General features: G+C 32.2%; 16 protein-coding genes. 13 read left to right on the forward strand and 3 right to left on the reverse strand.

The features are described 5' to 3' along the window. Positions 1–37 precede the first annotated feature (37 nt). Positions 38–1,060, reverse strand: coding sequence for a transcription antitermination factor NusB (gene nusB, locus IF125_RS01450; protein WP_225541280.1), 1,023 nt, complete (start codon positions 1,058–1,060; stop codon positions 38–40). On the opposite strand from nusB, the gene IF125_RS01455 reads away from it, so the two are divergent. The 3 genes from IF125_RS01455 to IF125_RS01465 all read left to right on the forward strand — a co-directional run bounded on the left by IF125_RS01455 (position 1,051) and on the right by IF125_RS01465 (position 3,816). Beyond that, positions 1,051–2,808 (forward strand): ABC transporter ATP-binding protein, encoded by a 1,758-nt coding sequence (locus tag IF125_RS01455; protein ID WP_171623972.1) that lies wholly within the window; start codon positions 1,051–1,053, stop codon positions 2,806–2,808. The two genes, nusB and IF125_RS01455, sit on opposite strands and share 10 nt — an antisense overlap. 114 nt (positions 2,809–2,922) lie before the next feature. Then, positions 2,923–3,303, forward strand: a complete 381-nt coding sequence (locus IF125_RS01460; protein WP_225541281.1) for a PUR family DNA/RNA-binding protein — start codon at positions 2,923–2,925, stop codon at positions 3,301–3,303. Between the two features lie 111 nt (positions 3,304–3,414). Further along, positions 3,415–3,816, forward strand: coding sequence for a DUF6896 domain-containing protein (locus tag IF125_RS01465; protein ID WP_225541282.1), 402 nt, complete (start codon positions 3,415–3,417; stop codon positions 3,814–3,816). A gap of 236 nt (positions 3,817–4,052) precedes the next feature. Here the strand turns inward: IF125_RS01465 and sucC are convergent, their stop codons facing one another. Further along, positions 4,053–5,246, reverse strand: coding sequence for an ADP-forming succinate--CoA ligase subunit beta (gene sucC, locus IF125_RS01470; RefSeq protein WP_225541283.1), 1,194 nt, complete (start codon positions 5,244–5,246; stop codon positions 4,053–4,055). 284 nt (positions 5,247–5,530) lie between these two features. Here sucC and IF125_RS01475 point away from each other — a divergent pair, with 284 nt between their 5' ends. The 4 genes from IF125_RS01475 (at position 5,531) to IF125_RS01490 (ending at position 8,528) form a co-directional block, all read left to right on the forward strand. Then, positions 5,531–6,205, forward strand: a complete 675-nt coding sequence (locus IF125_RS01475) for an ABC transporter ATP-binding protein (protein WP_171623116.1) — start codon at positions 5,531–5,533, stop codon at positions 6,203–6,205. Continuing rightward, positions 6,205–6,969 carry a TIGR02757 family protein gene (locus IF125_RS01480; protein ID WP_171623117.1) on the forward strand — a complete coding sequence of 255 codons (765 nt, stop codon included), beginning with the start codon at positions 6,205–6,207 and terminating at the stop codon, positions 6,967–6,969. The genes IF125_RS01475 and IF125_RS01480 overlap by 1 nt, the downstream gene beginning before the upstream one ends. A 216-nt stretch (positions 6,970–7,185) precedes the next feature. Then, entirely contained in the window at positions 7,186–7,773 is a 588-nt protein-coding gene (locus IF125_RS01485) for an NUMOD4 domain-containing protein (protein ID WP_171623118.1), read from the forward strand. A gap of 104 nt (positions 7,774–7,877) precedes the next feature. Continuing rightward, positions 7,878–8,528 carry an alpha/beta hydrolase gene (locus IF125_RS01490; protein WP_225541284.1) on the forward strand — a complete coding sequence of 217 codons (651 nt, stop codon included), beginning with the start codon at positions 7,878–7,880 and terminating at the stop codon, positions 8,526–8,528. Here the strand turns inward: IF125_RS01490 and IF125_RS01495 are convergent. Further along, complete coding sequence (locus IF125_RS01495) at positions 8,525–9,040, reverse strand: Smr/MutS family protein (protein ID WP_171623120.1); 516 nt, start codon at positions 9,038–9,040, stop codon at positions 8,525–8,527. The two genes, IF125_RS01490 and IF125_RS01495, sit on opposite strands and share 4 nt — an antisense overlap. 104 nt (positions 9,041–9,144) lie before the next feature. Here IF125_RS01495 and IF125_RS01500 point away from each other — a divergent pair, with 104 nt between their 5' ends. The 6 genes from IF125_RS01500 to IF125_RS01525 are packed head-to-tail and all read left to right on the forward strand — an operon-like array spanning position 9,145 to position 14,731. After that, complete coding sequence (locus IF125_RS01500; RefSeq protein WP_225541285.1) at positions 9,145–10,329, forward strand: glycosyltransferase; 1,185 nt, start codon at positions 9,145–9,147, stop codon at positions 10,327–10,329. Continuing rightward, positions 10,316–11,230, forward strand: a complete 915-nt coding sequence (locus IF125_RS01505) for a glycosyltransferase family A protein (protein ID WP_225541286.1) — start codon at positions 10,316–10,318, stop codon at positions 11,228–11,230. The genes IF125_RS01500 and IF125_RS01505 overlap by 14 nt, the downstream gene beginning before the upstream one ends. A gap of 1 nt (position 11,231) precedes the next feature. Next, positions 11,232–12,107: a UbiA prenyltransferase family protein gene (locus tag IF125_RS01510; protein WP_225541287.1), complete on the forward strand. Its 876-nt coding sequence runs from the start codon at positions 11,232–11,234 to the stop codon at positions 12,105–12,107. Beyond that, the gene (locus tag IF125_RS01515; RefSeq protein ID WP_225541288.1) at positions 12,097–13,419 is read left to right on the forward strand and encodes an FAD-binding oxidoreductase; all 1,323 of its coding nucleotides are present in this window, start codon (positions 12,097–12,099) and stop codon (positions 13,417–13,419) included. The genes IF125_RS01510 and IF125_RS01515 overlap by 11 nt, the downstream gene beginning before the upstream one ends. Beyond that, complete coding sequence (locus tag IF125_RS01520; protein ID WP_225540346.1) at positions 13,416–14,141, forward strand: SDR family NAD(P)-dependent oxidoreductase; 726 nt, start codon at positions 13,416–13,418, stop codon at positions 14,139–14,141. Before IF125_RS01515 ends, IF125_RS01520 begins: the two co-directional genes overlap by 4 nt. Continuing rightward, positions 14,141–14,731 carry an HAD-IB family hydrolase gene (locus IF125_RS01525; protein WP_225541289.1) on the forward strand — a complete coding sequence of 197 codons (591 nt, stop codon included), beginning with the start codon at positions 14,141–14,143 and terminating at the stop codon, positions 14,729–14,731. Before IF125_RS01520 ends, IF125_RS01525 begins: the two co-directional genes overlap by 1 nt. The last annotated feature ends 21 nt before the right edge of the window (positions 14,732–14,752 follow it).

A 14,752-nucleotide genomic window follows, 5' to 3' on the forward strand; every position in this document is an offset into this window, starting at 1 on the left:
ATTATTTGTCTCAGTCAAATTTAAGAAAAAATAAAGATTATAATAAACCTCTACCGTATTTTGGTAAATTATTATTGTCTTTTAACTCTTTTAGGGTTTTATCTAAGATTCCGTTAACAAAAACACGTGATTTTTCTGTCGAATAATTTTTCGCTAATTCGACATATTCATTGATGGTTACTTTGGCAGGAATGTTAGGGAAGTACATAAATTCTGTCAACGCCATTTCCAAAATAATCAAATCGATTGTTGCTATACGTTCTAATTCCCAGTTATCTGCTTTTTCGTCAATTATATTCTTCGTTTCCGATTGATGACGAATTGTTTTACGAAATAATTCTTCTGTAAACTTTTTGTCATCTACATCTTTGTACACTTTGAACAACGAAATCAATGGAGAACTATTTTGACGGAACGATTTAATCGTCGTATGAACCATTGCATTAGCAATGTGTACATCATCTGCCCAAGTAATTTGAATTCCTTCTAAGTAATCGTGCAGATCTTCGTATTCAGCAATCAATTCTACGAAAAAGCTCAAAATAAACTCTTTGTCTTCTTCGAAAGAACGGTTACCGCTATTCATGTACGTTTTGTACAATTCGCTTTCTGTTAAGTTTTTGTAGATGTTGTTTGGATAAGAATCATAAATATCCCAAAGTAAAAACTTGTTATCGTTCGAATGACGAGATAATTCAAGATTTTCTTCTAAAATTTTGAAAACTTTATTCTGAACAAATTTTAAATTTGGATTTAAATCTTCTTCGGTTGGAAAGTTTTTTGATTTTGCAAGATCTATTTTATGCTCTGCAATGTCCTTTTGAACTTTGATTAAATTTAGGATATAAATGTACAAATCATAGATTTGATCGATACTTCTCATCATATTTTTCTCGACCGTTCTTTCTTCGCCTTCCGTACCTAAACAATTGTAAGCATAGATATTCTGCATTACTTTTTCGCGTAGTTGTCTTCTTCCCAACATAATTTCAATGATATAACGTCTAATAAATTGATGCAAAGGTAAAAAAAAGAATGTAATTTTGTTTTGTGAAATCATTACAAAAGTTAAATAAATTTTTATGGAAGTATAAATGGAGGATTTTTTTAGGCTTCATTTTTACGATTTGTGCCAATTGGGTGCAAGTTTTTTCCGTGACATATATCAAAGAAGCAATCAATACGGTTGAAGAATTATTGCAAAATTTTAAACAAAACGGTACAGATAACCTCGAATTATTAAAAGAAGGGTTGATGTATGCCAGTTTGGCTTTTTTCTTTTTTAAAGTTTTGGGTGGAGCTTTAACGGTAGGAACGCGACAAATGATTATTGTGGCTTCTCGTTATATTGAGTTTGATTTGAAAAACGTGATTTATGATAAGTATCAAAAGTTATCCTTGTCATTTTACAAAAAGCACAAAACGGGAGATTTGATGAATCGCATTACCGAAGATGTCGCATTGGTGCGTATGTATCTTGGGCCAGGGATTATGTACCCCGTTGATTTGGTTTCTCGTGTCATCATAATCGCGTATTTTATGTTGCAGATAGATAAAGAGTTAACGTTATATACCTTAGCGCCTTTGCCTATTTTATCGGTTTTGATATACAATGTTGCACGAAATATCAACAAAAAAAGTAAACGTGTGCAGGAACAACAATCTACAATATCTTCTTCTGTGCAAGATACTTTTGCTGGAATTCGTGTTATTAAATCATTTAATTCCGAAACATTTGTAAAATCTAAATACCAAGTAGAAGCAGACGAATACCAAAAACGCGCACTAAATTTGGCTCAAATTCAAGCAGCTTTCGGGCCATTGATGGTAGTTGTAGTTGGCGTAAGTAATTTGGTGATTTTATATTTAGGCGGGATAAAATATATCGAAGGAACGATGGATATTGGTTCTATCGCTCAGTTTTTTCTTTACTTAAATATGCTAATTTGGCCTTTTACTTCTCTTGGATGGATTACGATGGTGGTACAACGTGCAGAAGCATCAATGACACGTATTAATGAATTTTTGAATGCTGAAACAGATGTCAAGGAAAAACAATTGGTGAATCATCATGTACAAGGAACAATCGAGTTTAAACATGTTTCTTATGTGTACGAAAATACAGGAATCAAAGCTTTGGATAATGTTTCGTTCAAAATTAATAAAGGAGAAACGTTGGCAATTCTTGGAAAAACAGGATCGGGTAAATCGACCATCGCTTTATTAATTGCACGTTCTTTAGAACCGACTTCTGGTGAGATTTTAATTGATGGTAAAAATATTCATGATATCAATGTGGAGTCAATTCGAGAAGAAATTGGATATGTACCGCAAGAAGCATTTTTATTTTCGGACTCGTTGACCAATAATATTTTATTTGGTTCGGATGATGAAGATGAAAAAACAGCAGAAATTTTTGCCAAGAAAGCTGTTGTACATGATAATATTGATCGTTTCAAGGAACGTTATGATACTGTTGTTGGAGAACGTGGTGTTACACTTTCGGGAGGTCAGAAACAACGAGTTTCTATCGCTCGCGCATTGGTAAATGATCCAAAGATTTTAATTTTTGATGATAGTTTGTCAGCTGTAGATACCGAAACAGAAGAACAAATCTTGAATAATTTAGCTTCAGAAATTGAAGGTAAAACAACAATCATCATCACACATCGTGTTTCTTCGGCAAAGCGAGCAGATCAGATTTTAGTGTTAGAAGATGGTCGTGTTTTAGAGAATGGATCAAACAGCGAATTGTTAAATAAACAAGGTTATTATTACGATTTATACAATAAACAGCTCTTGGATTAGGTTTTTAAGAGTAGAATCAATAAAAAAATAGAAAATATTTGCCTGAAATCTTGTTGTTTTCTTAATTTTTTTTAGATTTGTTATGAAACATTTAACAAAAACGCTATTAGACTTATGAATGATTTTGAAAACCAAGAAAAGGTGGATGCAGAAGGAGTCTTTTCCAAGGTATTAAGGGCAGGAAGAAGAACCTACTTTTTCGATGTCCGCGAAACAAGAGCAGGTGATTATTACTTGACGATTACAGAAAGTAAAAAAAATACACAAGAAGATGGGAATGTGTACTATAAAAAACATAAAATCTATTTGTATAAAGAAGACTTCGAGAGCTTTAAGGAGATGTTAGACGAAACAACAGATTTTGTTTTTGCTCAGAAAGGACAAGAAGTGATTTCGGAAAGACATCAAAAAGATTTTGATCCAAAAAATAAAATGGCAAGTAAAGATGATACACAAGTGGAGTCTTTTACGAATATCAATTTTGACGATATATAAGCCTATTTAAATGCGTAAAAAGGAAAACCTCCTCTCAATTGTTGAGAGGAGGTTTTTTATATTATTAAAGATAAAGTAAATACATAATGGCTTATATAAATAATTAAAATTATGATAGATATACAGTTATATTTAAGTGCCTATAGATCATTCATTGCTTCATTTGAAGAAGCGCTAAAGAAGCATTATGATATAAATGATAATTTATACGAAGATTGCATAGGTGTTTTATTCGAACGAATAGGAAGTATAGATGATTTTAATTACCGATTTCATGGAGGGGGATGCGAAGTTATTCAAAATAATATTATTTGTGATTATGACTTTATTCCTTATGATGAGGTTTTTAAATATCAATATACAATATGGAAATTATATAAATTTATAAAAAGTGATTCTAATATAAGTATTACAGAAGAAAAATTAAAAAAAGAAATTGAAGATCTTGTAGAAACAGGGCAAATAAAAAAACTTGTTATTGATAAGAAAGTTTATGACACATATTTTTTATAGAAAAAGACAAAGTCCAAATTTTTAGTAAAAAATCATGTATTTTTTAAATTCAGCTTTTTAATTTTTTTGCTGTACTAGGAGAGTCGTACTCTTCCTTTTTAAAATCAAGAATGTTTGATTCGTTAGAGTTGATAAGTTTTTCAAATAGTTCTTTTGTCATTATTACAAATATATTGAATAAAAAAAACTCCCAAAGTTACCTTTGAGAGTTTTAGATATTGTGATTAAACTAAAGCTTAGTTTAATAATTCTTTTACTTTATCCGCTGCATCTTGTAAAGTGATTGCAGAGTGAACCTGTAATCCAGATTCGTCAATCATTTGTTTTGCAACTTCAGCATTTGTTCCTTGTAAACGAACAATGATCGGAACATTGATCGCGTCTCCCATGTTTTTGTAAGCATCTAAGATACCTTGAGCAACACGGTCACAACGTACAATACCACCAAAGATATTCACTAAGATTGCTTTTACGTTTTCGTCTTTTAAGATGATACGGAAAGCTTTCTCTACACGCTCAGCATCAGCAGTACCACCAACATCTAAGAAGTTAGCTGGGTTACCACCAGATAATTTGATGATATCCATAGTTGCCATTGCTAATCCAGCTCCGTTCACCATACACCCAACGTTTCCATCTAATTTTACGAAGTTTAATCCCGCTTCACCAGCTTCAACTTCTGTTGCATCTTCTTCTCTTGTGTCACGTAATGCTGCGATATCTGGATGACGGAATAATGAGTTGTCGTCGATAGTAACTTTCGCATCTACTGCGATAATTTGATCGTCAGATGTTTTAAGAACTGGGTTAATTTCGAACATAGAAGCATCAATTGCTACATATGCGTTATATAAAGCGGTGATAAATTTCACTCCTTCTTTGAATGCGTTTCCTGATAAACCTAAGTTAAAAGCAACTTTACGCGCTTGGAAACCTTGGATTCCTACAGTAGGATCAATTTCTTCTGTAAAAATTTTATCTGGAGTAGACTCTGCAACTTCCTCGATATCCATTCCACCTTCTGTAGAATACATAATCATATTTTTACCTGTTGCACGGTCTAATAATACAGATACATAATACTCTTCTGTTTGAGATTCACCAGGATAATACACATCCTCTGCGATTAACACTTGATGTACTTTTTTCCCTTCGGCAGAAGTTTGAGGTGTAATTAATTGCATTCCGATAATATCGTTTGCTCTTTCTTTCACCTCGTCCAAGTTTTTAGCAAGTTTTACTCCGCCTCCTTTTCCACGACCACCTGCGTGAATTTGAGCTTTTACAACATGCCAACCTGTACCTGTTTGTTCAGTTAATGCTTTAGCAGCTTCTACAGCTTCTTCTGGTGTAGTAGCAACGATACCACGTTGTACTTTCACACCATATTTACTAAGGATTTCTTTACCTTGATATTCGTGAAGATTCATTTTTTTTGATTTTTCAATTACAAAAATAAAAATATTGTTGATGTATTCTAAATTTTGCCATATTATTTTTATCAGCTTCTACGAAAAAAGCAATTAAAATTAGTTATATGCATGGTACAAGATACAACTATTCATGATATAACAAGTCAAAACAAATGGGATATGATTTTTTAATCGTATTTTGTACACTATAAAATCTTTTATAAAAGTAGAATGAAAATTTAAGCTAAAAAAACTTAGAACTTCTGATTTAAGACTTAACACATAATTTATATCTTTACCTCATGATAAAAGCAGAAAATATTGTCAAAAAGTTTGGTGAATTAGAAGTGCTAAAAAATGTTTCTTTATCCATTGCAGAAAAAGAAATCGTTTCGATCGTAGGAGCTTCTGGAGCTGGTAAAACGACTTTACTTCAGATTTTGGGAACGCTTGAAAAAAGTTCTGAACCAAAGAAATATAATACGTCTATTCAAATTGCGGGACAAGATGTCACCAAGTTAAATGATCGTGATTTATCAAAATTTCGAAACGAAAATATTGGATTCATCTTTCAGTTTCATCAATTGCTGCCCGAATTTAATGCCATAGAAAATATTTGTATTCCAGCTTTTATCAAAAAAACTAAAAAAGCGGATGCCGAACAACGTGCCAAAGAATTGATGTCGTATTTAGGATTGTCGCATCGTTTGACGCATAAACCGAATCAATTGTCGGGTGGAGAGCAACAACGTGTGGCTGTTGCGCGTGCATTAATCAATCAACCAAAGATTGTTTTTGCAGATGAACCTTCAGGAAATTTAGATTCTAAAAATGCAGAAGAGTTACACGATTTATTTTTCAAATTGAGAGATGAGTTTGGACAAACCTTCGTGATTGTGACGCATAATGAAGAGTTAGCGAATATGTGCGATCGAAAATTGGTGATGGCAGACGGAATGTTTCAAACAGAATTATAATGAATAAAAAAGAACTGAAAGATTTTTTAGACGAAAAAGTTCTTCAGTACAATACGTTAGATTTTATCGATTCTGATCCTGTTCAGATTCCACATCGGTTTTCTGTAAAAGAAGATATCGAGATTGCAGGGTTTTTGGCTGCTACAATTGCGTGGGGTAATCGTAAAATGATTATCAATAATGCCAATAAAATGATGCAGTTAATGGGAAATTCGCCTTATGACTTTGTGATGAATTTCTCTGAAAATGATTTAGAAAATTTAGATGGGTTTGTACATAGAACATTCAATAGCGATGATTTGAAATTTTTTATACAATCGCTTCGCAATATTTATCAGCATCACGGAGGGTTGGAGCAGGTTTTTGCGAAACATCAAACTTCAGACTCTATGCAAGTCGCGATATCGCATTTCAAACAAACTTTTTTTGAAATTGAACATTTACCTCGTACAACTAAACATATTTCAGATCCATTGAATAATTCTGCTGCAAAACGCATTAATATGTATTTACGATGGATGGTGAGAGCAGATAAACAAGGGGTAGATTTGGGAATATGGAAATCGATTCCAACCGCTGTACTTTCTTGTCCATTGGATGTGCATTCGGGAAATGTAGCGCGAAAACTGGGGGTGTTGACTCGAAAGCAAAATGATGCAAAAGCCTTGAAAGAATTAGATGGCAAACTTCGTGAAATGGATGCAAATGATCCTGTGAAATATGATTTTGCTCTATTTGGTTTGGGGGTTTTTGAAGGCTTTTAACCGTTAAAATATCATAAAGTAAATTAGCATATTTCAAGATTTTGATTGGTGTTTGTAAATAAAATATTGATTTTAAATTTTAGACCTGTTGTGCATTTTGTTTAATTTAAAATACACAACTGATATTTTAAGATTAATTTTTATCTCGTTTAACATTCATTTTCGTTCAGATGGTTTATTTTAGAGGAACCTAATTTAATTGATAAATAAGAGTAAATGGTAAAGGTACTTGTAGGAGAGGAATTTAAAGAAGTTAAGTTAAAAGGAAACTTGCGAAATAGATATGTTATTTCAAATTTTGGACGCTTGGTAAGTTTTCAAGAGGGGATAGAAATAGATGGTCGATTATTGAAAGGAAGTTATACCAACGGTTATCGAATCTTGCGATACAGTTACAAAGATGAGTTAGGGAAGAAAAAGTATACTCAAAATTTAATCTATCATCTCGTTGCAGAAAATTTTTTACCACGACCAACAGAAGATCAAAAATATTTATTACACCTCGATTTTGTAAAAGACAATGACAATGTAACTAATTTGAAATGGGCAACATTAGAAGAATTTAGAGAACATTTTATGAGTAGTCCTTACTATGAAGAGGGAAAAGAAAAGTCTAAAAAGACGCGACAAATGATGGATGGTAATAAATTGACTACAACTGATGTTATTCGAATCAAGAAAATGTTAGCCAATCCTAATCGTAAAACAAGGTTACGAATTATAGCCAAACAATTTGGAATTAGTGAAATGCAGTTGTACCGAATAAAATCGGGTGAAAATTGGGGGCATATAAAAGTTGATTAATCAGATTAAATACAAGTGATTAGTTTAGAAAACGATAGTTGAATTATTTCGAGTATCGTTTTTTGTTTGATATAAATTGTATTTTTATCCAAAATAAAGTTGAAATGAAAGAATTAAATGGTATAAAATATATCGAGCGTTTACCTGCTGTTAAGTCGGATGCAACACCTTTGTTTGTCCTGATTCATGGTTATGGGAGTAATGAAGAAGATTTGTTTTCGTTTGCGCAAGATTTACCACCGCATGCACATATTGTAAGCGTTCGCGCAAGATATGATCTTGTTTATGGAGGTTATGCGTGGTATGATATTAATTTTGTGAACAACGAAAAATGGATGGATGAAGAGCAGGCAATAGAATCTCGAAATAAATTAGTTGAATTTATAGATACAATTGTTCAACAAGAAAATCTAGATGAAAAGAATGTAACCTTAATGGGCTTTAGTCAAGGCGCTATTTTGAGTTATGCCATTTCGTTGAATCATCCAGAAAAGATCAAGAATGTCGCGATTTTAAGTGGTTATCCAGAACATAAAATAATAGGTGAAATAGATGCATCTAACGATTTTTCGAACTTAAATTTCTTTGTTTCTCACGGAACAGATGACGTGGTTTTACCTATCGATTTAGGAAGAATGGGAGATGGATTTTTAAATGATTTGAACATCAAACACGAATACCATGAATACAGAAGTGGACATGGGATTGTTCCTCAAAATTATTTTGATTTGATGGATTGGATCAAAAGATTTTAAATAAATTTAACTTCTATGGCGTCGCCATGATATTCTTTAAATGAGGCGTCATAGAATTCGATATTGGTATAACGATACAATAATTCGGTGATTTCTTTTTTTAGAATTCCTTTTCCGTATCCATGAATCAAAATCAACCGAACTTGACTTTCGAACATTGCACGTTCTACTTCATTTCGTGCCACATCCAATTGTGTTTGTATGATTTCTGCATTGTTCAAATCTCGCCAATTGTCTACCAAATTTTCGATATGTAAATCAACTTCTCGTGTTAAATAGGGATGACGGTGCGATTTGCGAAATGTTTTGAATTTGGGTTTCGAAAATTCTTTGATTTCCTCATCACGGTATTCATCATAATCAATTTCAATCGCTTTGATAATTTCTTCTTGATGATATTCATACTCAAAACCAAACGCATCATTAAAGTAGACAAAATCACCTTTTAACTTGGTAATTGTCCCTGAAATATTATCATCTATCACTTTAACTTTCGTTCCAATCTTGAACATTTCCTACATTTTTAGCAAAATTAAGAATTATTTTATGAGTTTTTAGATTGTTGTATTATTCAATTCAAAATCAATGTTGTATTTTTGACCATTAAACTAACCAAATGTCAAATCAACCTAAGAAAATAAAAGTACTTTTTAGGCTTCGTTCGTTAGAAATGGGTGGAGTTCCGAGAGTAGTTTTAGATTTATTGCGCAACTTGCCGAAAGATAAATTCGAATTCACATTGATGCTTAATTTATATCAAGGTGAATTGGTCAAAGAAATTCCAGCAGATTTAAAAGTAATTGTTGTAGAAAAAGGAAAAGAACAAATGAGTTCTAATTCTTTTGTTCAAAAAATGCAGCTGATTTGGCGCCGGTTGAAATTAGAAGTCTATGATCGATTTCCTTCAATATTATATGCCTTAAAAGTTCCTGAAAAATATGACATCGAGGTTTCTCCAGGTTATGCAGAATTTGATATGGTATTGAATTCTCCCAATAAAAACTCGCGTAAAATAGGATGGTTTCATACAGATGTTGGTTACGATAAAGACCAAAAACGTGTGTTGAGTAGAATTGAAAAAATGAAACATTTTGATTTTATGATTTTTGGTTCAAAACAAACACGACAAGTGATTGATGATTTGTATCAAGTAAAGTATCCAAAATCTACCGTAATTTATAATGTGATAAAAATGGATGAGGTTCTTAAAAAAGCTGAACTATTCGAGCATTCTTATGAAACAACGTTACCTGTATTTTCTTCAATGGGGCGCTTGCATCACCGCAAAGGCTATCATACATTGATGAAAGTTCATAAACGATTATTAGAGGATGGGTTTCATCATAAAATTGCAGTTATTGGAGGTGGTAATGAAATGGAAAATTTGAAGAATCAACAAAAGGAATTAGCTGTTGAAAACTCGTTTTTATTATTGGATTCTCAGACCAATCCATATCCCTATATCAAAGCATCCGATTATTTTATATTACCTACACAATCAGAGTCTTATCCGTTGGTGATAGGAGAGGTGATGTGCATGCGTAAACCTATTATATCTACAAATGTTGGTGGAATAGTGGAGATGATTGAGGATGGAGTTGATGGAGTTTTGATTCAATATGATGAAGATGAAATGTATCAAGCAATGAAATCATTTTTGACTAACCCAGAGTTGGTGAATAAAATTATACAAGGCACATCTACAGCATCTACTAAATTTGATGAAAATGAAATTTATCGTCAAGTAACTGAGGTTTTTGAACAACAATATCAATTAAAATTAGCAAATGAACGAGGTTAAAATAACGATTATTACACCTTCGTATAATCGTGCGCATACATTGCCTCGTGTGTATGATTCGTTGAAAAATCAAACGTTCAAAGATTTCAAATGGATCATTATGGATGATGGGTCTACGGATAACACCAAAGAAATTGTTGAGCACTTCAAAACTGAAGGTTTAATAGATATAGAATATTTTTGGAACGAAAATCAGCATAAGTTTATTACGGTTTTTGAAGGAATCAAGAAAGTAACTTCACCTTATTTCATGATTGTTGATTCGGACGACTCTTATCCCATAGATGCGTTACAACTATTATTTGATGAAGTTGAACAAATTCAGAATCAAGAGGAGTTTATATCCGTGATGGGATTATCTCAGTTCGAAGACGGAAGAATAGTTGGTCACGAGTATCCAAATAATGGATTTGATGGATCTATTTTCGATATGCGTTATAAGTATAAAGTACGTGGCGATAAATTTGGAATTTTTATCACAAAGACTTATCAACAATTGTTAATAAACTTCGATTATTCGATTTATCATGGGAAAGGTTACATTCCGCAAGCGGTATTCTTCAATACCTATGATGCAAATGGAGTGAAAACAAGGTTTGTGAATAAAGTTGTTCGTAACTATCATTTAGACGAAACAGATGAACATTCTGTTTCCAATACACGTTGGACAGGTAAAAATACATTTGGATTGATGGAAGGTTATAAATCGTTTTTAAATTCTTATGGAACAAAACTATTTCATTATCCCAAAACTTTAATTCGTAATTTGGTTGGATACCAAATCTATGCGATGATTAATCATAGAAATCTTTCAGAAATAAACAAAGAATTGAAGCATTTCAACATGTTGTCTATCTTGATTTATCCGTTAAGTTTAATTTATTCAAAATGTATTTCCTAATATGACACACTATCTAAAACTTATGCGAGTCAATCAATGGGTGAAAAATTTGTTTGTTTTTTTACCATTATTTTTCTCGGGAAATCTATTCAATATTGATTTGTTGATCGAATCATTTTACGGATTTCTGATATTCTCTTTTGTGGCAAGTAGTATTTACATCATCAATGATTATGTTGACATCGAAAAGGATAAAAAACACCCAGAGAAAAAAAACAGGCCATTGGCAAGTGGAAAAATCTCTAAACAAAATGCGTTTATCTTATTTTTGGTATTGCTTGTTTTAACGTGCTTTCTACTTTGGACTTTTGGTACGTTACAAGTTGCGATTCTTGTCGGGATTTATTTTTTAATGAATATTGCTTATTCGTTCAAACTTAAACAAGTTGCCATATTGGATGTGATGATTATTGCATTTGGCTTTTTGTTACGAGTTTTTGTTGGTGGTTATATGACGGGGATTTTAGTAAGTGACTGGACCATTTTGTTGGTGTTTGATCTTGCGTTGATTTTAGCTTTAGGAAAACGAAGAGGAGAATTGGTGAATGCCGAATTAGAAGGCGTTACTCGGAAATCATTGGACGGCTATAATCTCAATTTTCTTAATTCTGCATTAGCAATAACTTGTACCGTAGCAGTCATTTGTTACATGATGTTTATCCTTTCTCCTGAAACACAATCCAAATTTCATCATTATATAATTTATACCTTTGTCTTTGTTTTTGCGGCAGTTTTACGTTATTTGCAACAGACATTTGTGTATGCTAAAACCGAATCCCCAACGAAATTAATTTTTAAAGATCATTTTATCCAATTGTTGATTGTGTTGTGGGGAATTAGTTATGTTTTATTGATTTATTTTAATAATGGAAAATAAAAAATTAACTCCAGTAGCTAACTGGGGACTTTATCCATCTATAAAAGCACATGTTATCACTCCAACAACAATTTTAGAATTTCAGGAAGCAATTCTTTCGAATGAAGAATTAATTGCTCGTGGAAATGGACGTTGTTATGGGGATGCTTCATTGCAAAATACCATTATCTCAACTTCGAAATGGAACAAGTTTATTGCTTTTGATCGTGAACATGGAATTATAGAAGTTGAATCGGGTGTTTTATTATCCGATATTTTAGAAGTTTCTGTTCCATCAGGTTATTTTATTTCAGTGACACCAGGAACCAAGTTTATCACCGTAGGTGGAGCTATTGCATCAGATGTTCACGGGAAAAATCATCACATCGACGGATGTTTCTCTGATCATTTAATTCAGTTCGATTTGATGATAGAAAATGGTGATGTTTTACGTTGTTCGAGAAATGAAAATCAATCCTTATTTTGGGCAACTGTAGGAGGAATGGGATTAACAGGTGTTATTCTTTCTGCCAAATTTATGATGAAGAAAATCGAAACCGCTTATATCCGAAATGAAGCTATTCAGGCTAAAAATTTAGATGAAATTTTTGAGTTATTCGAGTCTTCCGAATCTTGGACATATAATGTCGCGTGGTTAGATTGTTTACAGAAAGGAGAGGCTTTGGGAAAATCGATTATGTTGCGTGGAGAACATGCTACCTTAGATGAATTACCAAATAAATTCACGAAGAATCCTCTTCAAATCAAAAAGAAATTTAATTTAACTATCCCTTTCTTTTTTCCAAGATTTGCATTAAATCCATTGTCAATTAAGATTTTCAATTGGTTGTATTTTAATAAGCAAGGTAAAAAACACCTGAAGAATTATGTAGATTACGAAACTTTTTTTTACCCATTGGATGCTGTTCATAATTGGAACCGTATTTATGGTAAAAATGGATTCATTCAATACCAATTTGTTATTCCAAAAGAAAGAGGGAAAGAAGGAATGCGAAAAATATTAGAAACCATTGCAGCAAGTGGAAATGGTTCTTTTTTGGTTGTATTGAAATTATTTGGAGAAAATAATCCACAAGCTTATAATTCTTTTCCAATGAAAGGTTATACGTTGGCTTTAGACTTTAAAGTGAATGATAAATTAGAAAAACTAATTGGAAGTTTAGATAAAATTATAATGGATTATGGAGGACATATTTACCGAACGAAGGACGCAATGTCAAATCCTGCATTAACAGATTATTTAAACAACATCGATTCTCCAAAATTTGAGTCGATGCAAAATGAACGTATCAATAGATTTAAGCAAAAATGATAGTATTAGGATCAAATTCAGACGTTGCAGTAGCTTTTGTAGAAAAGGTTTTAAAAGAAGGAAAACGTTTTCCAATGGTTTATTTATTTACTTCCAATGTTGATAAAACGGTTAAGTTAGCCAACCATTTTTTTGCGAAATATGAGCAAACATGTGAAGTAGTACATTTTGATTTAACCAAAGAAAATGATTTATCTCAACTCCATCACATTGAGTCTGAATTGTTATTTTGTGCGGCAGGATATTTAGGGAAAAATTCGGAAGAAGGTTTGTATGACGATTGGAATACCAAACAAATTGTCGAAATCAATTATTCGAAGCTAATTGTTTTAATGAATCATTTTGCAAAGAAATTTGAAGAGAAAGGTGCTGGAACAATTATAGGTCTATCATCTGTTGCAGGAGAGCGAGGGCGACAAAGTAATTTTATATATGGTTCGGCCAAAGCAGGATTTACAGCTTATTTAGCAGGTTTGAGAAACTATTTATTTCACAAAAAAGTCCACGTTATGACAGTGATTCCTGGATTTATGGACACGCAAATGACGGCTGATATCGAAACACCAAAACCATTAACCGCACAACCAGAACAAGCTGCAACGATCATTTACAACGCTTATAAAAAGAAAAAGAATGTGGTGTATGTGACATTTGTATGGTGGGGAATTATGATGATTATTCGAAATATACCCGAGTTTATTTTCAAAAAACTTAAAATGTAATGAATCGCAAATTATATCTTTTTGATTTTGATGGAACTTTAACAAAGAAAGATACCTTATTCGATTTTTTAAAATTCTCTTTTCCTAAAGTCTATTTTGTTAATTATCTGTTGTTTATGCCATTATTTGTCGGTTCTAAATTAAAGCTTTTAGAAGCTGGATTTGTAAAAGAAAAATTTATTTCAACATTCTTAAAAGGAAAACCTTATGTTGAAATCAATCAGTTAGCACAGAGCTATTTTGAACAGAATCATAACGAATTAATCCATCCAAAAGCAGATGAATACATCAAGTCATTAAGTAATTATCACGATAAATTTATAGTATCGGCATCGGTTGATTTTTGGGTTCAACCTTTTGCTGATTATTATGGAATGGGGTTAATTTGTACCAAAGCAAAGTTCGACGAACAAGGTTTTTATTCAGGTTATTTTGCTTCACCAAATTGTAATTATCAAGAGAAAAGAATTCGAATCGAAAAAGAAATCGACTTGTCTTTATATGATGAAATCATCGCTTTTGGTGATACAAAGGGAGATACTGCTATGTTTGAAATTGCTTCTGAGCGTTATTATCAATTTTTTAATTAATATATTTGTTGCACTAAACTA

Source organism: Empedobacter stercoris (genome assembly GCF_020281205.1).
In the GTDB taxonomy this organism is placed as follows: Bacteria; Bacteroidota; Bacteroidia; order Flavobacteriales; family Weeksellaceae; genus Empedobacter; species Empedobacter stercoris.

Coding starts and splice junctions, on each gene's coding strand:
- sucC (WP_225541283.1), bottom strand. CDS start 5,246: ATGAATCTTCACGAATATCAAGGTAAAGAAATCCTTAGTAAATATGGT.
- IF125_RS01460 (WP_225541281.1), top strand. CDS start 2,923: ATGAATGATTTTGAAAACCAAGAAAAGGTGGATGCAGAAGGAGTCTTT.
- IF125_RS01505 (WP_225541286.1), top strand. CDS start 10,316: ATGAACGAGGTTAAAATAACGATTATTACACCTTCGTATAATCGTGCG.
- IF125_RS01465 (WP_225541282.1), top strand. CDS start 3,415: ATGATAGATATACAGTTATATTTAAGTGCCTATAGATCATTCATTGCT.
- IF125_RS01495 (WP_171623120.1), bottom strand. CDS start 9,040: ATGTTCAAGATTGGAACGAAAGTTAAAGTGATAGATGATAATATTTCA.
- IF125_RS01520 (WP_225540346.1), top strand. CDS start 13,416: ATGATAGTATTAGGATCAAATTCAGACGTTGCAGTAGCTTTTGTAGAA.
- IF125_RS01490 (WP_225541284.1), top strand. CDS start 7,878: ATGAAAGAATTAAATGGTATAAAATATATCGAGCGTTTACCTGCTGTT.
- IF125_RS01515 (WP_225541288.1), top strand. CDS start 12,097: ATGGAAAATAAAAAATTAACTCCAGTAGCTAACTGGGGACTTTATCCA.
- IF125_RS01485 (WP_171623118.1), top strand. CDS start 7,186: ATGGTAAAGGTACTTGTAGGAGAGGAATTTAAAGAAGTTAAGTTAAAA.
- IF125_RS01475 (WP_171623116.1), top strand. CDS start 5,531: ATGATAAAAGCAGAAAATATTGTCAAAAAGTTTGGTGAATTAGAAGTG.
- IF125_RS01510 (WP_225541287.1), top strand. CDS start 11,232: ATGACACACTATCTAAAACTTATGCGAGTCAATCAATGGGTGAAAAAT.
- IF125_RS01500 (WP_225541285.1), top strand. CDS start 9,145: ATGTCAAATCAACCTAAGAAAATAAAAGTACTTTTTAGGCTTCGTTCG.
- nusB (WP_225541280.1), bottom strand. CDS start 1,060: ATGATTTCACAAAACAAAATTACATTCTTTTTTTTACCTTTGCATCAA.
- IF125_RS01525 (WP_225541289.1), top strand. CDS start 14,141: ATGAATCGCAAATTATATCTTTTTGATTTTGATGGAACTTTAACAAAG.
- IF125_RS01480 (WP_171623117.1), top strand. CDS start 6,205: ATGAATAAAAAAGAACTGAAAGATTTTTTAGACGAAAAAGTTCTTCAG.